General features: G+C 52.2%; 20 protein-coding genes and 1 tRNA gene. 12 read left to right on the forward strand and 9 right to left on the reverse strand.

Features of this window, described 5'->3' with window-relative positions; all coding sequences use genetic code 11:
• The first annotated feature begins 397 nt into the window (after positions 1–397).
• From ABIK48_04270 to ABIK48_04290, 5 genes are all read left to right on the forward strand, one after another.
• A tRNA-Ala gene (locus ABIK48_04270) sits at positions 398–470 on the forward strand.
• 38 nt (positions 471–508) lie between these two features.
• Positions 509–1702 carry a tetratricopeptide repeat protein gene (locus tag ABIK48_04275; GenBank protein MEO0021369.1) on the forward strand — a complete coding sequence of 398 codons (1194 nt, stop codon included), beginning with the start codon at positions 509–511 and terminating at the stop codon, positions 1700–1702.
• 17 nt (positions 1703–1719) lie between these two features.
• Entirely contained in the window at positions 1720–2223 is a 504-nt protein-coding gene (locus ABIK48_04280) for an HNH endonuclease (GenBank protein ID MEO0021370.1), read from the forward strand.
• Positions 2224–2239: 16 nt separating this feature from the next.
• The gene (locus tag ABIK48_04285; protein MEO0021371.1) at positions 2240–3847 is read left to right on the forward strand and encodes a BamA/TamA family outer membrane protein; all 1608 of its coding nucleotides are present in this window, start codon (positions 2240–2242) and stop codon (positions 3845–3847) included.
• 1 nt (position 3848) lies between these two features.
• Positions 3849–4631 carry an undecaprenyl-diphosphate phosphatase gene (locus ABIK48_04290; GenBank protein ID MEO0021372.1) on the forward strand — a complete coding sequence of 261 codons (783 nt, stop codon included), beginning with the start codon at positions 3849–3851 and terminating at the stop codon, positions 4629–4631.
• Here ABIK48_04290 and ABIK48_04295 read toward each other — a convergent pair.
• The 4 genes from ABIK48_04295 to mazG all read right to left on the reverse strand — a co-directional run bounded on the left by ABIK48_04295 (position 4628) and on the right by mazG (position 9070).
• Positions 4628–4912: a DUF503 domain-containing protein gene (locus ABIK48_04295; protein ID MEO0021373.1), complete on the reverse strand. Its 285-nt coding sequence runs from the start codon at positions 4910–4912 to the stop codon at positions 4628–4630. The genes ABIK48_04290 and ABIK48_04295 overlap by 4 nt on opposite strands.
• Positions 4913–4921: 9 nt before the next feature.
• Positions 4922–7003: a translation initiation factor IF-2 gene (gene infB / locus ABIK48_04300; GenBank protein MEO0021374.1), complete on the reverse strand. Its 2082-nt coding sequence runs from the start codon at positions 7001–7003 to the stop codon at positions 4922–4924.
• Positions 6991–8232: a transcription termination factor NusA gene (nusA, locus tag ABIK48_04305; GenBank protein MEO0021375.1), complete on the reverse strand. Its 1242-nt coding sequence runs from the start codon at positions 8230–8232 to the stop codon at positions 6991–6993. Before nusA ends, infB begins: the two co-directional genes overlap by 13 nt.
• A gap of 82 nt (positions 8233–8314) precedes the next feature.
• A complete protein-coding gene (gene mazG / locus ABIK48_04310) occupies positions 8315–9070 on the reverse strand; it encodes a nucleoside triphosphate pyrophosphohydrolase (GenBank protein ID MEO0021376.1) in 756 nt (251 codons plus the stop codon).
• Between the two features lie 99 nt (positions 9071–9169).
• Here mazG and glyA point away from each other — a divergent pair, with 99 nt between their 5' ends.
• From glyA to ABIK48_04325, 3 genes are read left to right on the forward strand one after another with little or no spacing between them, the layout of a single operon-like run.
• Positions 9170–10450: a serine hydroxymethyltransferase gene (glyA, locus tag ABIK48_04315; protein MEO0021377.1), complete on the forward strand. Its 1281-nt coding sequence runs from the start codon at positions 9170–9172 to the stop codon at positions 10448–10450.
• Positions 10451–11731, forward strand: a complete 1281-nt coding sequence (eno, locus tag ABIK48_04320; protein MEO0021378.1) for a phosphopyruvate hydratase — start codon at positions 10451–10453, stop codon at positions 11729–11731.
• On the forward strand, positions 11728–12003 hold the full coding sequence (locus ABIK48_04325) for a septum formation initiator family protein (GenBank protein ID MEO0021379.1): 276 nt from the start codon (positions 11728–11730) through the stop codon (positions 12001–12003). Before eno ends, ABIK48_04325 begins: the two co-directional genes overlap by 4 nt.
• A gap of 9 nt (positions 12004–12012) precedes the next feature.
• On the opposite strand, the gene ABIK48_04330 is transcribed toward ABIK48_04325, so the two are convergent.
• From ABIK48_04330 to ABIK48_04345, 4 genes are read right to left on the reverse strand one after another with little or no spacing between them, the layout of a single operon-like run.
• Entirely contained in the window at positions 12013–12807 is a 795-nt protein-coding gene (locus tag ABIK48_04330; protein ID MEO0021380.1) for an ABC transporter ATP-binding protein, read from the reverse strand.
• On the reverse strand, positions 12804–13751 hold the full coding sequence (locus ABIK48_04335; GenBank protein ID MEO0021381.1) for an iron ABC transporter permease: 948 nt from the start codon (positions 13749–13751) through the stop codon (positions 12804–12806). Before ABIK48_04335 ends, ABIK48_04330 begins: the two co-directional genes overlap by 4 nt.
• Entirely contained in the window at positions 13751–14614 is an 864-nt protein-coding gene (locus ABIK48_04340; GenBank protein ID MEO0021382.1) for a cobalamin-binding protein, read from the reverse strand. The genes ABIK48_04335 and ABIK48_04340 overlap by 1 nt, the downstream gene beginning before the upstream one ends.
• Positions 14577–15383 (reverse strand): tRNA (adenine-N1)-methyltransferase, encoded by an 807-nt coding sequence (locus ABIK48_04345; protein ID MEO0021383.1) that lies wholly within the window; start codon positions 15381–15383, stop codon positions 14577–14579. Before ABIK48_04345 ends, ABIK48_04340 begins: the two co-directional genes overlap by 38 nt.
• 113 nt (positions 15384–15496) lie before the next feature.
• Between ABIK48_04345 and ABIK48_04350 the strand changes: the two genes are divergently transcribed.
• The 4 genes from ABIK48_04350 (at position 15497) to ABIK48_04365 (ending at position 20905) form a co-directional block, all read left to right on the forward strand.
• Positions 15497–16792, forward strand: a complete 1296-nt coding sequence (locus tag ABIK48_04350; GenBank protein ID MEO0021384.1) for a FlgD immunoglobulin-like domain containing protein — start codon at positions 15497–15499, stop codon at positions 16790–16792.
• A gap of 12 nt (positions 16793–16804) precedes the next feature.
• Positions 16805–17737: a hypothetical protein gene (locus tag ABIK48_04355; GenBank protein MEO0021385.1), complete on the forward strand. Its 933-nt coding sequence runs from the start codon at positions 16805–16807 to the stop codon at positions 17735–17737.
• A gap of 95 nt (positions 17738–17832) precedes the next feature.
• Positions 17833–18330, forward strand: a complete 498-nt coding sequence (locus tag ABIK48_04360) for a hypothetical protein (protein MEO0021386.1) — start codon at positions 17833–17835, stop codon at positions 18328–18330.
• Positions 18331–18385: 55 nt separating this feature from the next.
• Entirely contained in the window at positions 18386–20905 is a 2520-nt protein-coding gene (locus tag ABIK48_04365) for a peptidyl-prolyl cis-trans isomerase (protein MEO0021387.1), read from the forward strand.
• A gap of 60 nt (positions 20906–20965) precedes the next feature.
• On the opposite strand, the gene ABIK48_04370 is transcribed toward ABIK48_04365, so the two are convergent.
• On the reverse strand, positions 20966–21795 hold an 830-nt coding region (locus tag ABIK48_04370), incomplete at its 5' end, for a FlgD immunoglobulin-like domain containing protein (protein MEO0021388.1).

Here is a 21795-nt window from a genome sequence, read left to right on the forward strand (position 1 = left end):
TTTGATCCCGGCTTGCATCCCCCTGATACCAATCGTTCTCCCCTACAATACCGAGCCGGAACCGGCACTCAAATGCCCGGCCCCTTTTCCCTCTCCAGCTCAGCCTGATCCGGCGTATCCCCCCTTACTCAGATGCAGTCAGATATCACACCCCACCAGACCGGACAACCGCTCCGGGGTATGCCAGGGGCATACCCCCAGTGGCATATACCAGCTATCTAAGTACAATAAAATCAATCCATTACCACGATGTTGCTATAGTATTTATTCGTGCATGTTTATGCACATATTAGCTGATGCTCACAACTCAACCCGTTGCCTATCGCAACCCGCCGGCGAAATGTCTCCCAATCTAACTTGACATTACCGGCAGATCGGTAATACTTTACTTATATTTGGGGCCGTGGCGCAGTTGGGAGCGCGTTTGACTGGCAGTCAAAAGGTCACGGGTTCGAATCCCGTCGGCTCCATTGAAGGATATAATAGTTTAAAAGGAGCGATTAAACATATGAAACAGGAGTGGAAGCTGATCATTGCCTTTACAATGATCGTTTCTGGTATTGCCGGAATTTTGTTCACCGCCTGTGCGCCCACCCAGACTGTCACCCGTTACAGCGAAGAGCAGCTGCAGGCTCGCCGCGATACCGCCCAGATGTTCTACAGCATCGGTGCTCAGTATTATGGTCAGGGGGACTATAATGGAGCAATGGCTAACTTCCAGAAGGCGCTGGAATATGATTCCCTCGCCTATGAACCCTACATTGCTATCGGCAATGTATACCGGAAGCAGCGGGATGCCGGCAATGCTGAATCGTATTACCGCAAGGCGATTAAAATCGACCCCAAGCGCGCCAAGGGCTATGAGGCGCTGGGAGACCTCTATCTTGAAATGGGACAGCAGGATGAGGCACTGAAGCTGTATCAGGAAGGACTCGGACAGGACTCAACCCTTGCCGATCTTTACAATGGAATCGCCGAAATTTATGTCCGCAAGGGTATGACCAGACAGGCCGACTCAGTCTTTCAGGTTGCCCGCGCCCGGTTTCCGGATGATCCGGCAATCCAGCGGTTATGGGCAGAGTTTCTGTTCAAGGTGGGACGTTATCAGGAAGCTGCCGATGCATTGAAACCACTCGTTTCCCGTTTCCCGGAGCTGACAGTTCTGCGGGCAAAGCTGGCGGATGCGCTGATCGAACTCAAGGATTACAAAGGTGCGCTTGCCCAGCTGGATACCCTGTTTATCCGTGACCCAAACAATCTGATGGCAAAACTGCGCCAGGGTGTGATCTTAGCCCGTCAGGGGCAGTATCGGCAGGCGATCGCCCGTTTTGACGAGGTGATCAGCCGGGATTCCACCTTTGCCCTCGCCTATCTCTATAAAGGCGAGGCGCTGAGCGAACAGGGAAATTATGCCGCATCAGATGCCAATCTGCGCCGGGCGCTGACGCTGGACCCGAACCTGACTCAGGCTTACATTGACCTCGGTGATAACCGGCGCAAGCAGGCAGATGCCAACCGGGGTACCAACATCACTCAGACGCCGACGGCGAAACTGAAAAATGCCAAAACCCTCTATGAAGAGGCAAGGAGTTATTATCAGCGGGCACTGAGTGATCCGGCAGTAGCAGGCTATGCCCGGGCGCAACTGGAGTACATTGAAAAGAATCTGCAGGCAATCAACAAGGAACTGTTCGTGCGCTGAGGACTGAACCCGATCCCATGTTGAACCGTCCGGTTCTGCTCCTGAATCAGAATTATGAACCGTTATCCCTCTGCCGGCTGAAACGGGCACTGGTGCTGATGATGAGCCGTAAAGCTGAACCACTCGAACGTTCAGAACTGACAGTGCGCACCGTAAACATGAATATCCCGGTGCCCAGTGTTCTGCGACTCAACTACTATGTCCGGGTGCATCGCCGGGAAGTACCGCTGACCAAGCGCAATGTCCTGCGCCGGGACAACCACACCTGCCAGTACTGTGGCGCACGCAAACCGGTTATGACTACCGACCATATAATTCCCAAGGCACTGGGGGGCACTGACACCTGGGAAAATCTGGTGTGCGCCTGCCCGGAATGCAACGCCCGGAAGGGAAACCGGACCCCTGCTCAGGCAAAAATGACCTTGCGGCGGAAACCGAAGGCACCTCACTATGTAACATTTGCTGTTAACAGTCTGGGTGAAATTCCGGAGGCCTGGCGTCAGTATCTCTTTCTCAGCTGACAGACTGGCGCTGATTTTGCTGCTGCTGCGCGCCGATCTGATTTCAAGTGAACCACTCGTTGTCCGGAAACTCAATTTTCAAGGTTGGCGACCTGCCAGAGATTTTCAACCCGGGTTTGCAGCCGGGGATACCGTAACCGAGGAACAGTTCGCCGATGCCCGCATTCGGATTCTGCGCCGCCTTACCAGTGAAGGCCATCTTCGGGCAACCGTTGAGCTGCTCACTGCCTTTGATTCCAGCGGAGTCAGCGTCACCTTTCAGGTTTGCCCAGGTCCCAGGATGAGAATCACCGGCTGGCAGCTGGAAGGCACTGAAAGTCTGGACACAGCGACACTTTACCGGTTTCTGAACCCGGCCAGAAAACAACCCTTCTTTTGCCACAGACAGATCTTCCATACCATTAGTCGTCTGCAGCAGGTATACCATAATCTCGGTTTTCCTTTCGTACGGATTGAATTCACCGGTATTATGGAAACTGCCGGTGGTGTCAAACCGCTTCTCCAGATCGCAGAGGGTCCGAAGGTGAAAATCAGTTTTGTCTCCTTTGCCGGCAGCCCGGAATTGAACCGGGAAATATTGCGGCGCTATTCCGGTTTCTCCGGACCGGTGGACTATCAACCCGCCCGTATCCGGACCTGGCAGTCCAACCTTCAGAGTTCGGGATGGCTCAAAGTCGACAGTACCGACATCGTCCTGCAGGAGAGTCTTTTCGGTGTCCGGTTCTGGCTCACTCCGGCAAAAACCGGGCAACTGGATGCGGCACTCGGCTATCTGCCGGAAACTCGCCAACTCACCGGCTGGTTCACCATCTCCCTTTTCAACCTGTTCAACCGGGGCCGTGCTGCCGAATTCCACTGGCGCTCTGCATTCAAGCGAACTGACTATAAGTTAAATTATACCGAACCCTGGCCCTTTAACCTTCCTTTTACCCTCACGGGTGAAATTTCCCACAAGGTGAGCGACACTGTCTACGCCTATACCCTGCTTGGTTTTACTGCTGCCACGGGAAGAGATGCACTCCGGCTCAAATTCAATACCGGTTACAATCACCTTGCCGGTGTCATGCAGAAAAACGAATTCTGGGCAGGCACCGGATTTCAATATGACCACCGGGACGACATTGACCGGTACCGGAGAGGAATTTTCCTGGAACTCACAACCCGTGGCGGGTATCAAACGATCCCTCCCGAAACTACCGGATTTACGGGGGAAGTCACCGCCCGCTGGTGCACCGCCATTCCTCTCTATGCTGACATGGCACTTACCAATGATGTTAACCTGCACATGATCTATTCTGAACTGCCCCTCGCTGCACCGGAGCTGTATGCTGTGGGCGGACCGGAAAATATCCGGGGCTACCGCGAAGCGGAATTTACTACTGACCAGCTCTTCTGGTCCAATTTTGAACCCCGACTTTACCTCACCCGTCATTCCCGGGTTCATATCTTCTTTGATGCGGGTGTATTACACACTTCCGAACGAACATATCAAATTATCGCTGGCTACGGCTGCGGCGGCCGCTGGGAAACAAATTTCGGTATCCTGGGCATTGACTTCGGCATCCCATTTCCCCAGTCGCCAATGCGGGCAAAAATCCATCTGAACTACCGCACCGGCTTTTAATATGAACTGGCTTGAAGGTATCGTCCTCGGACTGCTTCAGGGAATAACCGAAATCCTGCCCGTATCCAGTGACGGTCACCTTGCCCTGCTGCTTCACTTCTGGCAGATTTCTCCTTCAGTACGGCTCAATCTCACTGCTGCTCTGCACTTGGGCACTGCGCTGGCAATACTCATCTTCATGCTCCCGCGTATCATCACTCTCGTGCGCAACCTGGCTGATACGCTTCCTCCAGTTCGGAATCATGCCCGCCGGCTGATATTAATAATTATCATCGGAACCTTGCCGGCGCTGGGTGCCGGACTGCTGCTGGAGCCCTGGGTTGAAAGTCTGTTTGTCCAAAAGATTGTACCCAGCATTCTCTTTCTGATTAACGGCACTTTGCTGTTTACCACCCGCTTCGCCCGAAATCGCAACCGTCCGATTGAACTGCCTCTGGGCATGCTGATCGGACTGATTCAGTCCACTGCAATTCTGCCCGCCATTTCCCGTTCCGGGACCACCATCAGTCTGGCGCTGTTGCTCGGAGTAAATACCGCCACCGCCTTTGAATTTTCTTTTCTCCTGGCATTGCCAGTAACGCTGGGCGCTGCGATCTGGGAGCTTCTGAAACTTGATTTCTCACTACTGTCACCGGGGCCGGTGATCTCCGGAATAATAGTTGCCGGCATCACCGGATATTTGATGCTCATGATTCTCCGGCGGGTTATCATCAGCCGTAACTTCTGGTGGTTTGGAATCTACTGCTGGGCTCTGGGACTGCTCAGCCTGGTTCTGCTCCGCTAACGCAAACGCTCAATTGCACTGGCCAGAATATCAACTCTGCCATCCCGCTCAATCGTCTCCAGAATCCGGCTGGAACTCTGCTGGAGCATCCGCCAGTCCGTATTGATCAGAACGATTGCCAGCTTCGCCCGCTGCCACTGCTGCTGATATTCAATCTCACAAAGGGCGACATTGAACGACTTCCGGAGTCGCTCGGTAAGACTGGAAAGAATCCGCCGCTTATCTTTCAGAGACAGACTGTCACCGAAATAGCAGTCCACCATAAGCAGTCCAATACTCATTGATCAGTGCTAAGAGACAGCCCGTTTTACCTCTTCCATCACATAAAATTCAAGTTGGTCACCAGCCTGCAGATCAGTAATATCCCTGATACCGATACCGCACTCATAACCGGCCGCCACTTCCCGGACATCCTCCTTGAAACGGCGCAGTGAAATCACCTCACTGGAAAAAATCTCCCGGTTATCTCTGATTACTCGGACTGAAGCACCCCGGACCACCTTGCCTTCGGTGACGAATGAACCGGCAATCAGCCCCTGCTTCGGAATCGAGAACACCTGACGAACCTCAGCCCGTCCAATTGTAACCTCCTTCTTTTCCGGTTCGAGCATACCGAGCATCGCCGCCCGGATATCATCAATTGCCGCATAAATAATTTTATAAGTCCGGATCTCCACCCCTTCCCGTTCTGCCAGCTGCCGGGCATCAGCCAGCGGCCGGACATGAAACCCGACAATGATCGCCTCGGAAGCCTGAGCCAGCAACACATCATTCTGGGTGATCGGACCGACTCCGGAATGAATCACCCGCACCCGGACCTCATCCAGGGACAGTCCCTCCAAGGCGTCGCGGAGCGCTTCCGCCGAACCGGAAACATCGGTTTTGAGCACAATCTTCAACTCCTTCACCTGTCCCTTGGCAATCTGCTCCTGAATTGCCTCAAGACTGACCTTGGGCCGACTTGCTGCCAGAATCCGGTCCCGCTTTGCCAGCAGCCGGCGGTGAGCAATTTCCCGGGCGGTCCGCTCATCGGCTACAACTTCAAATCGGTCCCCCGCCTCCGGCAGCCCGGAAAATCCGATAACCTGAACCGGCATTGAGGGCGTTGCCTGTTCAACTGAAACAAAATTATCATTCAGCATATCCCGAACTCGGCCGTAATGTTCCCCGGCGACAAACGGGTCTCCGCGCTTTAATGTTCCCTCCTGAATCAGCACTGTGGCAACATTCCCCCGCCCCCGATCAATCCGGGCTTCGACTACCACACCACGCGCCGGGCCATCATAGGGTGCTTTCAAATCGAGCTCCAGTGCCAGAACCGAAATAGCATCCAAGAGCTCTTCAATTCCCTGCCCGGTTACCACCGAAGTCTCAACGCATACTGTATGACCACCGTACTCCTCTACACGCACATTGTAATTGGCAAGCTGACTCTTCACGCGGTCCGGATTGGCGGTTGGCAGATCCGATTTGGTGATACAGACAATAATCGGCACACCTGCTGCCCGCGCATGATCCAGTGCCTCCAGTGTCTGAGGCATTACCCCTTCGTCTGCTGCCACAACCAGCACTGCAATATCCGTCACCTGAGCACCGCGGGCACGCATTGCGGTAAACGCCTCATGTCCGGGTGTGTCCAGAAAAACAATCGGCCGGTCACCATAATACGCCACATAGGCGCCCATATGCTGAGTAATTCTGCCAAACTCCTTTTCCGCCACTTTCGTCTTGCGGATGTAATCAAGTAATGCCGTCTTGCCATGGTCCACATGTCCCATTACCACCACTACCGGCGGGCGGGGTTTAGCCTCACCCCGCTTGATCTCAGTTTCAATTTCCTCCTCCTGCTGAACCGGGATGTTGAATTCGTCCGCAATCAGAATAATCGTATCCAGATCCAGCCGGTGATTAAGTGTTGCCCGGAGACCGAGTTGCAAGCATTTCTTGATAATCTCTGCAACCGGCAGGTTGAGGGCATGTGCCAGTTCTGCTACCGTCATATAGGGAGTAACCTTAACGGCTGAAGGACGTGTGGCAGGCGCCGCCTGCCGTTCACCTTCACCGGTCCGGGGTTTCTTTCTTTTACCTGCCGGCACTTTAAACGCAGGTTTCTTCGCCTCTTCAGTCGGAGGTGCCACATTCGGTGGCACGGCTGCCTTTTCAGTCCCTTCAATTTGGGTGCGCTTCTTAATCGTCTCCTTGAACTGCCGTTTCTCTTTTCTCAGACGCTGGCGGGCTGCATCAAACTCCTCTTCGGTAATATAGGAGGTATATCCTCGGGGAGGGAACCCCAGTTCCTTCAGCAGGGCAAGCAGCGCCTCGCTGGAAAGATTCAGTTGTTTGGCTGCTTCGAATACCCTTAACCTGCCCATACCCGCTCACGAATCTGCTGTTTCATTAACTCCACCGCTTCCGCTTCCGACCCCATAATTTTTACAAGGTCTGGGGTCGAGGCGCTCAGCAAGTCAAAGGCGGTCTTCATGCCGGCCGCCTCCAGTTTCTGGGTAACTTCCGGTTCTAGGTTCAGTTCGGAAATGGGAAACTTTGCCGCCCGGTTCATAATTACCCGGTTCCGATAATCACTTTCCTTCAGCACCTCCAGTTTGGTTCCGGTGAGCAGACTCGCCAGCCAGACATTTTGACCTTTCTTGCCGATGGCAATAGAAAAATCACTGTCCGGAACCACCACCACATAGGTATCATTCTCACGCAGAATCTCTGATACCTTTGCCGGTCCGAGCGCTCGGGCTATGAATACCTGCAGATCACGGCTCCATTGGACAATATCAATCTTTTCCCCGGAGAGTTCCTTGATCACATTTTCAATTCTCGACTTCCGATATCCGACACAGGCGCCGACCGGATCTACCTTTTCATCTCTTGAGGCTACAGCGATCTTCGAGCGGAACCCTGGAGCCCGGGCAATAGCCTTGATTTCCACAACCCCTTCCTTGATTTCGGGGACCTCGCGCATCAGCAGCTTCCTCAAAAATTCGGGGTGAGTCCGGGAAAGATAAACCCGCGGTCCGATCGGTGTCTTCTCCACCCGATGGACATACGCCTTGATCGGAAGCCCCTGACGGTAATGATCCGTTTTCAGCTGTTCGCGATTCGGCAGGACCGCTTCAATTAACCCGAGATTGACAATAATCTCATCCCTTCCGATACGCTGAATTGTGCCGGTTACTATCTCCCCCTTCTTCCGGTTATACTCTTCAAAAAGCCGGTCCCGTTCCGCCTCACGGAGCTTAAGCATCAATTCATCCGACGCTTTGCGAATCGCCACCCGGCCGATTTCATCCAGCGGCAACTCTACGCGGATCACATCTCCCAGTTTACTCTCAGGAATAATATTTTGTGCCTCTTCAAGTGCAATTTCCTGCCCGGGATTGTTTACTTTCTCAACCACCTTCTTTAGCAAAAAAACCTTGATCTCTCCCGTATCCGGGGAAATACTTACCTCGGCCTCTGTCCCCGTCCCGAACCGCCTTTTTAACCCGGCAACAATACTCGTCCGCAGTGTTTCGCAGACATAGGTAATGTCCACATTCCGGATCCGGGCAATCTGAGCGATCAAATTGGCAACTTCCTTATTGTTCATTCCTTCTAACTCCTTTGCTAAGCTGTTAATTTTGTTCATTATAACCCGGTAATTTACTCAGTCAATATAACCGCCGTGGCAGTTACCGGCGCTGCTTTGATTTCTGCCAGAGACTTTCCATTTCCTCAAGTGTTGCCTCGGAGAGCCGGCGCCCTCGCTGTTCTAACTCCCTTTCAACACTGGTAAATCTCTGGCAGAACTTGCGGTTAGCATCCTTCAATGTTCCCTCAGCATCGACATTCAGATGCCGGCACAGATTAACAAGTGCAAACAGTAGATCCCCCAGTTCCTCCCGGATGCGGTTTCGCCGGATTCTACTCCTTGCCAGTTCGAACTTCAGTTCATCAATCTCCTCTTCCACTTTTGCCAGCACCGCCGGCCACTTCTCCCAGTCAAATCCCACCCGCCGGCACCGCTCCTGAATCAGCTGCGCCTGATGCAATGCTGGCAATGCCTTGGGAATACCGCTCAGGAGTGTCTTCCGGGAATGGGTCTGCTTGATCCGTTCCCAGTTCTTCAGCACCTCCTCCTCATTCCGGACACGCGCATTACCGAAAACATGAGGATGACGGGATTTCAGCTTCCTAATTACGCCATTGATCACTTCCGGAAGCCCGATCCCCATTTCTGCTTCTGCCACCTCCGCCAGGAAGATTCCCATGAAAAGATAATCTCCCAGTTCTTCAATGATTGCCTGCCGGTTTTTTGTCCGCAACGCCTCCTCAAGTTCAAAAGTCTCATTCAGGATCAGCGGGCGGGTCGTACTCAGCGTCTGTTTCCGATCCCACGGACAACGACGACGTAAGATTCTTACCAGTTCTATCAGCTTATCTACCATATTTGAAAGTTTAGCGAAATGATTTCGCCCGGCAAGCCGGGAATAAAACCTTGACTTCTCCGGTTGATGCCCTATTTTTAAAATAAAAGGAGAATCCTCATGAATTCCAGACTGCTTTTTGAAACTGACCCGGAAATCTTTGACGCCATTTTTAAAGAAACCAGCCGACAGCACGCCAATCTGGAACTGATTGCCTCGGAGAATTTCTGTTCTGAGGCAGTTCTGGCAGCCCTTGGTTCGGTGCTGACCAACAAATATGCCGAAGGATATCCTAAAAAAAGGTATTACGGCGGCTGCCGCTATGTTGATATTGCCGAAGAACTGGCAATCCAGCGCGCCAAGGAAATCTTCGGCTGTGACCACGTGAATGTTCAACCCCACTCAGGAACACAGGCAAACATCGCCGCCTATCTCACTCTGGCAAACCCCGGCGACACAATCATGGGACTGTCACTCACCCACGGGGGCCATCTCTCCCATGGTCATCCGATCAATTTCTCCGGACGCTACTTCAAGGTAATCCATTATACATTAAACCCGGATACTGAGATGCTCGATTATGATCAGATCCGCAAGCTGGCACTGGAACACAAACCCCGCGTGATCGTCAGCGGTGCCTCAGCATACCCACGGACCATTCACTTTGATAAATTTCAGGAAATCTGCGACGAAGTCGGAGCCGCCCAGCTGGCGGATATCGCTCATATTGCCGGTTTAGTGGCGGCGGGATTACACCCCTCACCGGTCCCCTATGCCGACATCGTTACCACGACCACCCACAAAACACTGCGCGGACCCCGGGGTGCGATTATCATGTGCAAGGCAAAATACGCCGAGGAACTCGATAAAACAGTATTTCCCGGAACTCAGGGAGGACCGCTGGAACACTGCATTGCTGCCAAGGCGGTGGCGTTCAAGGAGGCGTTAACGCCCCAATTCAAGGAATATCAGCAGCAGACCGTAAAAAATGCCCGGGCACTTGCTGAGGCATTAACGAAACGGGGATTCCGCCTCTGCTCCGGTGGCACCGATAACCACCTGATGCTTGTTGACCTCCGGTCAAAAAAAATCACCGGCCGGGACGCCGAAAGACTGCTGGGAAAGGTCAATATCACCGTCAACCGGAATACCATTCCCTTTGACCCAGAAAAACCGTTTATTGCTTCCGGCATCAGACTGGGAACGCCTGCATTAACCACCCGGGGTATGAAGGAAACAGAGATGGAAAAAATCGCCGAACTTATTGACCGGACAATCGCCGCCGGTGAAAACGAAACTGAACTGGAAAAAATAAAAGCCGAAGTCCGGGAAATGGTCGAATCCTTCCCTTTGTATGCCGAACGCCGGAACGAATACCAGTCGACAGCAAAAGGGGGATAAATGGCAAAACCATTGATTGCTCGAATTCAGGCCCGGGAGATACTTGATTCCCGGGGAAATCCGACACTGGAGGTTGACTGCTATCTTTCTAACGGAATTATGGGACGGGCATCGGTACCCTCCGGAGCCTCAGTCGGTTCGTTTGAAGCGCTGGAGTTGCGGGATCGTGACCCTGCCCGGTATTTTGGCAAAGGCGTTCTGAAAGCAATTGCCAATATCCACGAAATTATTGCACCCCGCCTGATTGGTATGGATGCGACCGATCAGTTCCGGATTGATCAGACTCTGATTGAAATCGACGGGACCAAAAACAAATCCAAACTGGGAGCAAATGCCATCCTCGGTGTCTCGCTCGCAGTCTGCCGGGCAGCAGCCGTCTGTGCCGGACTGCCGATTTACCGGCTGCTGGGAGGTGCGGGCACAAGACTGATTCCGACACCATTTCTGAACATTATCAATGGCGGCATGCATGCACCCAACAACCTCGATATTCAGGAATACATGATCGTTCCCGCGGGACTGCCCAATTTCCGCGAGGCAATTCGTGCTGCCGCCGAGATCTACTTTGCACTCAAGGAAATTCTCGAAAAAATGAATAAACCGACTTATGTGGGGGATGAAGGTGGGATGGCACCCGATTTTGCTGACAATGAAGAACCGCTCTCGATTATAATGCAGGCAATCGAACATGCCGGTTACCATCCCGGGGAGCAGATTTATCTGGCAATTGATGTCGCTGCCAGCAGTCTCTATCAGGATAACGCCTATATCTTTATGAATCCCAACCGGCGGGCAATCAGTGCAGAAGAACTGATTGAACTATATACCGCTTGGGTCCAAAAATATCCTATCATCTCCATTGAAGACGGATTGGCAGAAGAGGACTGGGATGGCTGGCATGAACTGACCGCCGCGCTTGGCAACCGCGTTCAGCTGATCGGCGACGATATCTTCGTAACTAATATTGAACGTCTAAAAAAGGGAATTCAGCAGGGAGCTGCCAACGCAGTGCTTGTAAAACCAACACAGATCGGCACGGTCAGCGAAACACTGGATTGCATGAAACTGGCAATGGAAAACGGCTACCGCGCCATTGTCTCCCACCGTTCCGGCGAAACGGATGATCATTTTATTGCCGACCTGGCGGTTGCGGCAAACTGCGGTCAGATCAAAACCGGTGCACCCTGCCGGGGTGAACGGACCGCAAAGTACAATCGTTTGATCCGGATTGAAGAAGAAGACCATCTGCCCTATGCCGGGCTGAAAACGCTCATGCGATGAATCGCCGCTATCAGCGTCGTGTCGGAAAATTATTCATTCCGCTGGCGGTTGTCCTGATAATACTCGGACTGACCTTTCTTCCCGGACCAAACGGTTTGATCAGCGTTCTGCTGAAGTTTTACCGAATAAACAAACTGCGAGCTCAAATCCGGCAAATGAAAACCTGTGCCGACAGCCTGGAATCCGAAGTACAGAAATGGCGTAATCCGGATTTTGCCGCGGAACAGGCACGCCAGCTCCTCAAACAACCTCAGTCCGATACCATCCGCTAGAAATTCTGCTTACTGCCCTGTTGTCTTGTCTGCTCCGGGGAGAAAAAACTGCGGACGACCGGTTACTGGATGAAGAGCAATGATAGGCGTAATGCCGAATGTCTTGCTGATCAACTCTGAATCGACCATGCCCTCGGGATTTACACAGCTCACCAGCGAACCGGCTTTCATGAACGCCACCCGGGAACAGTAACTGAACGCCTCATTTAGATCATGAACGACTGAAACAACTGTTTTTCCCCCGCAGCTTAATTTGTGCAGCAGACACAGGATCTCGGTACGATGGTAAAGATCCAGGTGCGAAGTGGCTTCATCCAGAAGCAAAATATCTGTTTCCTGTGCCAGTGCCCGGGCAATAATCACCCGCTGCCGCTCGCCGGCTGAGATCTCGTTCATCCCCTTGTGACGGTAGAGAATAACACCGGTCAGCTCCATCGCCTCATTGACTGCTTTCCAGTCTAGCGGAGCTGGCCGGACGAACGGACTGAGATACGGGTGGCGCCCCATCATCACAATATCTTCAACTTTCCATTCAAATGCAAAATGACTCTCCTGGGGAACATAGGCAATAATCCGGGCGATCTCCCGCCTTGACAGTTCCCTCAGATTCCGATCGAAAACCCTGATATTCCCGGACCACGGCTGAAGGATATTAGCAATCAGTTTCAGGAGCGTTGACTTGCCCGCCCCGTTCGGACCGACGATTCCCAGCCATTCACCGGCTGCGATACTTAGGTGAAAATCGCCCAACAGCGGCTTCTGCTGATAACCGAAAAATACCCCCTGCAGATCAACCGCATTCATTGTGATTTCCGGAGTAAATAGATAAAAAAAGGCACTCCTACCAGCGCAGTAACCACCGATAAGGGAAGCCCAGACGGCGCTAAATTCCGCACCAAGGTATCTGCATAAAGCAGGAGTCCTGCCCCCAGTACAAACGACCCCGGTAACACGATACTGTGCCTGGGCCCGAAGAGCATTCGCACAATATGGGGCACCACGAGTCCGACAAAGCTGATCGCACCGGTCCAGGCTACCACCAGTCCGACCGCCACCGACCCGACCAAAAAAGTCATGCGGATCATTTTTACCGCATCAATTCCGAGACTGACTGCGGTCTCTTCATTAAGTGAAATTATATCCAGTTCTCGGGAATGAAAAAACAGCCAGCCGCATCCGAGTACTGCAACAATTCCGCAACCAACCAGCAGCCAGAATGATTTCGCTGTATATACGACTCCCAAACTTCCCATCATCAAATAGACCGCTTCCCCCAGAGTATGCCGGCCCAGAATCAGCATCAGCATTACCACACTCGAGAAAAAGAAGTTAACAATAACCCCGGAGAGCACGAGACGAGTAACAGTCAGGTTAATCCCGCTGCCTGCAAGGAGATAAACAAATCCGATCGCCAGGGCAGCACCAATTATTGCTGAAACTGGTAAAGCCAAGCTGCCTTGGACTCCAGTGACTATTGTCAGTGATACTCCGAATGCCGCACCGCTTGCCACCCCCAGAGTCCAAGGATCAACCAGTGGATTACGCATGATCCCCTGCAGTGAACAGCCAACCAGTGCCAGTACACCGCCGGCAATTATCCCGATCGTCATTCGGGGCAACCGGAAATAGAGCAGAGAACCAATTTCACCCCGATGAAAACAACCGGGACCGGTCAGAACCGAAAGTAGCGCTCCGGAAACTAACAACCCCAGCAGAAATAACCAACCGATAACAGTTTTTATTCTCATCAGCTGGTGCTGTCAGGATGCAGTAACTGCAGAAGTAAGTAAATTGCCTCTACGACTCTAGGACCGGGGCGAAAAAAGATATCCTCGTCCAGGCGGTCACAGATCCGATCCTGCTGGACTGCACTTACCTGCCCCCAGCCTACGCGCTGCCTGACATCCGCCTGAAGGGCCTGAGGATGTAAAATAATAATCACCTCTGGATTTCTCCGCACCACATCTTCCGGTGCGATCACAGGATAGGGCTGGGCAACATCATCAAAAATGTTTCTCCCGCCGGCAATTCGCACGATGTCATTGATGAATGTCGAGTTCCCGACGCTCATCAACGGTGCCGCCGCAATTTCAATGTAAACCCGCGGCGTATCAGTAAACGCAGGAATCACCTTCAAACTCCGACGCAGACTTTCTGCCAGCTGCACGGCTTTAAACTTGACGCCCAATAATCCACCGATTGATTCAATTTCAGCAAAAACATCCTCAACTGTCCTGGGGTTAGAAATGTAAACCGGGATATCGAGTTCTCTCAGTTTCTCAATCAGTCGTGCATGAACCGGCACCGTGGCAAAGACGATTGTCGGCTTCAGCACAACAATTCGCTCCAAGTCTGGTAACTGAAAATCCCCAACCTTGTAAATCTGACGTGCTGCAACCGGATAATCACATTGCACAGTATTCCCCTTCAATAAACTTTCCGCTCCGAGGGCAAAAATAATTTCGGTAACACTGGGAACAAGTGAAACACACCTTATTTCGCCAGATTCAGATTGAGACGCATGTCTTGGACCGCATAACAAATTTCCCAAAATTAATATCAAAAGGCAGAAATTACGCACTTTCGGGTTGTTCCGGCAATTCCTGCTCATTTCTGATATTGGTCTTGTGAGCAAACACCAGAAACACAGTATGGGCTACCATCCGGTCAACCGGCCTGATCCCCGTCTCCCGCAGGTAATATCCCCGCTCCAGAACCTCACGAGCACGAATCCTGATAAAACCTTCGGCTGACAGTGCTGAGGTGAACCGGCGGAGCTGTTCAAAAGTAGGAACTAATCCGGCAAGCGGATAACCACTTTTAAGCGCCTGACGGGCAGCCGGAACCAGCGTCCACGGCTCAGGAACATCAAGAAAAACGGCATCCACATCAATCTGCTGAAAACCCTGCTCTGCCGGATCGGCAACAAAGAATTCGCACACATCATCCAGTCTGTAGCGCCGAACATTCTCAACAGCATTGGCACTAAATTCCGGTCTGCGCTCATAAGAATAGACCCGGCCGTGTGGCCGGACAAAACTTGCCAGAACTGCGGTCAGTGCTCCGGAACCCGAGCCTACCTCAATTACCCGTGCCCCCGGGAAAATCATGGTCTGAAGCAGCATATAACCGGTGTCCTTGGGATAAACGATTGTAGTAGTTCGTTTCACTTTAAGCGCCAGATCTGCCAGAGTCGGTTTCAGCAAATAGAATCTTGTTCCGTATTGAGTCTCTACCCAGTCGCCATACTCCTTATTCAGAATCTGACAAAATTCAATATTTCCCCGATGAGTAGAAAAAACGCCTTTTTCCTGGACCGTTACCAGAAATTTTATACGATCCGAATGATACAGGAGTACATATTCACCCGCTTTAATCACTTCTGGCAATTCTAAATTGGCAGTTCAAGATAGTCAAGCTCATCAGCAAAAAACACCACGATAATTTTCTCCTGAATCCTTGACTTTTTCAGGCTCCATTCTATCATATCCCGGTGATTTCTCTGCTGTTTACTCTGATCTGCACCGAACCGACAACCCTTGTTCCTCCGCCTTTTGCCCACACCATGGGTTTTACCCGGATCAGCAGTTTTTACCTGAACATGTATCTCGGCAGTGGTTTCCGGGTCGCTAATCCAGAAGGTCTCTGCTGCGCCAAAATGATAGAAGAAGAAGACACCACAACATGGCGGGACGATGCTCTGCTCACTCTTTTTGCAGTCAATTCCGGAACCGGTCAGATTGTGTATAATATAAAATTGATTAAACCGGCAGTCTACGGCACAACCGGCAGTGGTATTGCACAGTTTAATAACCCCCACGGTATTGTCTGTAACGAAATGGGGGATGTCTATGTTGCCGACACCGACAATCGCCGGGTCGTACGACTGCGTTATACTCAGGGCACCCTCTCGTGGGTTACTATCGTTGATTCCACACTCAATCTCCCCTATGATGTCTCCATGGACTCCAGAGGAAACATCTATGTCACCGATGCGCAAGCTGACCGTATCGTTATTTATGATTCCAGCAATATCCGGATCAGAACGCTCGCCCCGGGTTTGAATTTTCCGACTGGAATTGCGGTACTGGATGCATTGGCACCTTTCAACGAATTCAATTCGGACCTCATGGTAGTCATTGACCGAAATGGAACTCGCATCAGCAGAATCACACCCGGGGGAACAATAATGACTACCATTGATTGCCGGCGTATCGGTCTGGATACAGCGGGATTTTCCTACTGTGCCTTTGATCGCTATGGCAACATCTATGTAACCGACCGGGTAAATTCCCAGATTCACATCTTTGACCCCAATCTCAAATACATCACCTCATTCGGTCGGGCGGCGAACACCCCCGGCAATCAGCCCGTATTTAACTCTCCACGGGGGATTGCTATCGGCAGAAAATTCGGCCAGCTTTTTATCAGTGAAGCCGATGGCGGTCAGTATTATCTGATAGCACTTGACGGCTGGCTGATCGGATGTTTCCCGGAAAGATTTGATTTACAGCAACCGGGAACTACAATTGCAATTTATCTGACCCAGCGTGCCGAAATTATTATTGATATCACTGATAATATCGGGAGAATAGTTCGAACGCTTGCACCGTCATACCAGCAGGGACCAGGCGAAGTCCTTATTGTCTGGGACGGCAGAGACAATCAGGGCAACGTCGTTGCCCCCGGAGAATACCTGATCCATGTTACTCTCCGACCCACCTATTCCCGTCCACGCTATACCTTGAAAAAGGAACTGATTGGCAAAGTTACCCGGCTTCCGGGATAACAGGAGGTAATTATGACACTGATTAAAAAACTGTTTATACTTCATTTATCAATTACTGCCTCCCTGCAAGCCACAAAATACGCAGGTGATTTCGAGCTTTTAGGCACATCGGCCCGGGCAATCGGTATGGGTAGCGCTGTCGTTGCTGTAACCAGCGACCCGAGCGCCATCTACTACAACCCGGCTCTTTCTGTCTACAACCGGCGCCGTGCGGTTCTCCTGATGCATTCGGAAGATTTTTCCGGGCTGCTAAGTCATAATTATCTCGCAATTTCATTCCCCAACGACCGGCAGGCAATAGGCGCCGCACTGCTTCACAACGGCATCCCCGATATCAAACTGACCACCCTTCCCCAACCTGACAGTCCCCCAGGAGAAAATAACCGTCCCTACGTTTACCGCACAGTTAATGCCAACCAGCTGATCACTTATTTCAGCTTTGCCCGCCGTCTTTCTACCGTCTGGGCAGTCGGTGGTAATGCCAAAATCATCTATCAGGAGCTTGGGGGCACCGGATACTGCCTAGGCATTGGCATTGATGCAGGTATGCATTTCACGCCAATCCGCACGATCGACATCGGGCTTTGTATCCGGAACCTCAGTACCTCACCCCTTTTCTGGAGCACTGGAGTCAGAGAGGCGATCTATCCACAGCTGACAATCGGCTTGGGGAAGAAATTCAATCTGGGACGCGACTACCTGCTGTGCGCTATTCAGGTTGAAGCGTTACTGGAAGATCGGCAGTTTCATACCAATATCGGCGCTGAATATTCGCTGCGGAATATTCTCTTCGCCCGGCTGGGTATTTATCGCAACAACCTGAGTTTCGGCCTAGGAGCAAGATTCAAAAACTTTCATGTCGATTATGGCTACGCCAGTGGCACTGCTCCCGATGCCCGGGAGTTGGGAACCCCGCAGCAGATATCTGGAGGTGTAGAGTTTTAGGTCCGGAGCTGGGACGAAAACTGGCACACCTTGCTGCTCTGATCATTCCTGTTGCCTATTATCTGATTCCCGCCCGCACTCTATCGCTGATCCTCATGGCTGTTGCAACTACTATTTTTCTTGTTATTGACCTTTTAAGACTGCGCCTCAACCCTTTTAAGGATATCTTCATTATTCTCTTTGGCTCACTCTTGCGCCGGAAGGAATTCAGCTCATTGACCGGTGGCAGCTATCTGATGGTTGCCTCACTCGTCTGCATGCTCCTGTTCGGCAACAATCGGGGGGTTTTCATCGCTGCCATCTCATTTCTCGCAATTGGTGATACGGTGGCTGCCATCGTCGGGCTTTCAATCGGGAAAATCCGCATCTTCCGCAAAACGGTTGAAGGCACGCTTGCCGGTCTTGCTGCCTGCATCGGTGTTGCCTACCTCATTTCTGTCCTGCCTAATATTGACCTGCCTTTATTAGTTGGTATCATTGGTGCAGTTTCGGCAGCGGTCGTAGAAGCACTGCCCTTTGAGATTAACGATAATGTTGTAATCCCGATGTTTTCGGGAACGGTGATGATGGTAGTATTGCAGCTGCTTCGTTGACCGGCATTAAAAAAGCATGAGAACCTGTTCTTAAAAATTTAACAGGAGGTAAACAATGAAGAAATTATCAATTCAGATTGTCTTGCTGGTCGGACTGATCATGGCAGCACAACCCGTCCCACCGGCATTGGACAGTCTTTACTTCTACTATGCTGAACGACAGCCTGATCGGGCTTGGGAACTACTCCAACGGCTCAACTCCCGTCCCCTCAGCCGTTCTCACCAGTTGCTCCTGTCGCTCGAAATCGGCGATTATTTTCTGGACAAGGTTAACGACTACTCCCGAGCGGAATCAGTTTATCAGCAACTGCTCCAGAATTATCCCCGGCACCAGCTGACACCGGCAATTATCTATCGACTGGCTCTTACCCAGGAACTTCAGGAGAAATATCTTGATGCCGCCAAAAATTATGAACTAGTCGCTACCCGCTATATCAAATCCTCCTACGCTGATGATGCACTCGATGCCATCGAACGCTGTTTCCGGAAAAACTACCAGGAACGTGTGGCATATGTTAACAGTTATCCGATTACGCGGATTGAACTGGACGAACGCATCAGCCGCAACCCGTCGGCTTATGAGCGGTTCGAGGCAAAATTAAAACTCCTTGATACGATGATCGATAACCGTCTTCTGTATGAAGCCGCGCTGAAAGCCGGTGTCAGCAACGATCCCCAGATTCGCAAAAGCCTCCTCGACCTGCGCAACCGGCAGATGTTTCAGGTCTGGTACGATCGCCATGTAACTGCCCGCGCAGAACCGAAGGAAAAGGAACTGCGCGCCTATTACCGGAAAAACATCACCCGCTTCACTCTGCCGGAAAAGGTGCACGCCTTTCAACTGGCAGTAACATCCCGGGCACTGGCGGAATCACTGCGCACCGCGCTTATTACCGATACAACGAAATGGGACAGTATTGTCCGTCAGTACTCAGTGCTCCCGGATCGCGAGCGGGGTGGTGATATGGGAATGTTTGCCCGCGGCGTTCAGCCCAAACCGATTGAAGAAGCAGCCTTTCAGCTCAAACCGGGTGCAATCAGCTCCCCGGTAGCAGTCGGCGATACTTACTACCTCATCCGAGTGACTGCCAGAGAACCTCAGAAGATCCGTCCTTTTGATGAGGTAAAGAACCAGATTGCAGTCGAGATCCGGCAGGAGCGCGCAAACCGAATTTACGAAGATGAGATTGCCCGGCTGAAAAAATCCGCATCATTAATTCAGGATACACTTGCGATAGAACAGAACCGTGAAACGCTGGCGGTTGTTAATGGCGTACCGATCACCCGCGCTCAGCTTGATGAACGCCTGAATGCCATTCCACCTTTTTTCCGTGGGCAGTTTGAGACACCGGAAGGAAAACGCCGGATACTGGAACAGCTGATTATCGAAAAACTCCTGCTCAGAGAATGCGAACAGGAGAAAATCTGGTTGAAAAACCGGGTTATTGACTATTTAATCAACCGGCGCGCCGCTCTGTTGATTGACGCCTACCGTCGCCGGGAGACCGCGGAAAAAATCGCCCTGGACTCCGCAACACTGTACAACGAATACAAAAAAACAATTAATGATTTCCGGGAACCGACCCGTGTCCGTTGCCGGGAAATGGTAACTCGAAACCGCACCCGGGCAGAACAGCTCCGACGCTGGGCAATTGCAGGCAGAATACCGGCAATGATCCATGGGATCGCGATTGCTGTCAGTGATCAAACAAAAGCAGCAGAACTTGCCGCACTGCTCAAAGCAAACGCCAACTCCGACTCCATCGCCGCATCCGCTGCCCTTGCCGGTTTTAATGTACGCCTCCCCCACACTCCGGTGCTGAATATTGGTGGCAGAGACCTGCCGGATTTAACTCAACCATGCCCGATCGCCGGACCCTTTATCCAGCCGGAACCGGCTGCCTTTGCCTTCGGTGATTTAACAACAGAAGATCGCCTCTATCAGCCGGAGATCATTCGTGTTAAAACCGTCGACGAACTGAAAACTCTGATCAGCAACCAGCCCAAATCTGCTTATGCCCTTGAAATTGTTGATTCAACCCGACTTGGTGCATATGTCCGCCTGAACAGCCTTTTCCCCTCGGAACTGATGCGTAAACTGTTTCAGCTGTCTGCCGGCGAAGTATACGGACCGGTGGCAATTCCTGGTGGTTATCTTGTTTTCAAGATTACCCGTAAAGACACTGCCCAGCAGGTTGAATTCGCAGATCTGATCCGCCGTTTCTCGGTTGCCGGCAGCAAATGGGGCGGCGGTGAGATATCACTCACCCGGGATGACAAAGCCAGGGACCCGAAAGTCGTCACCGCTGCCTACAGCCTGCCCAAGGGTGCATTCTCACAGGTTATAAAACTTAACGACACGACCTATACCTTCATCCGGATGGAGGAAAAGAAACCATCCTACATCCGCTCCTTCAGCGAAGTCAAGGCCAAGATCGAAAATCGGATGCGGCGGGAACTGGAAAAACAGCTTTATGACGAATTGATCAGCCGCCTGCGGTCACAGGCAAAGATCGAAATTCTGATGAAAGAAGAGGACTTTCAAACCGAACCGGCAGAACCGGAACAGAAATAATTGCAACGAAAAATCAAAGGGGGCGGCATTTCTACCGCCCCCTTTACTGTTAAAGCCGGCTCAGTGCAGCAGCACCGCTCTGGTAGTAACGCTGTGGTCTGCCGTCTCCAGCCGGCAGAGGTACAGCCCGTTTGCCACTCTCCGGCCCTGCTCATCGGTCAAGTCCCAGTATGCCTGATACCTGCCCGCTGCCAGCTCACCACTCAGAATAGTGCGCACCAGCCGCCCGCTCGCATCATAGACGGTCAGCCGGACCCTGCCTCCTGCCGGCAGCTGCCAGGCAAGCCGGGCTCTGCCCCGCACCGGACTGGGCACGACGCTCAGCTCCAGCCGGCTCAGCCCGCCGGTCGAGGATGCCGGCTCCATAACTCCGGTCTGCGGTCCCTCGGGTGTGAACAGAATCGCCCGGCCCGGTGCCAGCGCGGCCGCACCCCGGTGATAACTGCCGTTATAGAGCACCTGAATGTAGCGGGTCAGAGTCGGATCCTGTTCGCCCACCGTATTTGAGGTGTAGTTATTGGCGGTCAGATACTGGAACAGGAACTCACAGTCGCCATCGCTCCGGGTGGTATCATAGAGAATCACCTGAAACTTGTCCCAGGCATCGCGCGGACTGTAGTAATGCACCGAGTCCCACTCCACGATGAAGCGGTGGTTGGCAGCATCGTGATAATACCAGACTCCGCCCCCGGTCGGCGGATAGAGGTCATCCCAGTTGACCGCAAGCAGGGGCGGCATGCCGGTGTTGGGCAGCGCGGTGTTGGACCAGGTGTTGACTGTGGTATTACCCGGTGCAATCCAGCCGTTGGAGCAAACTGAGATCTGGTTGTAGGATTGACCGTAGAAGACAAACGGACCGAATGCCGGCGGCAGGCTGATCTGGACCGTCT

It is taken from the genome of candidate division WOR-3 bacterium (assembly GCA_039801085.1).
Lineage (GTDB): Bacteria > Hydrothermota > Tepidihabitantia > Tepidihabitantales > Tepidihabitantaceae > JAOABP01.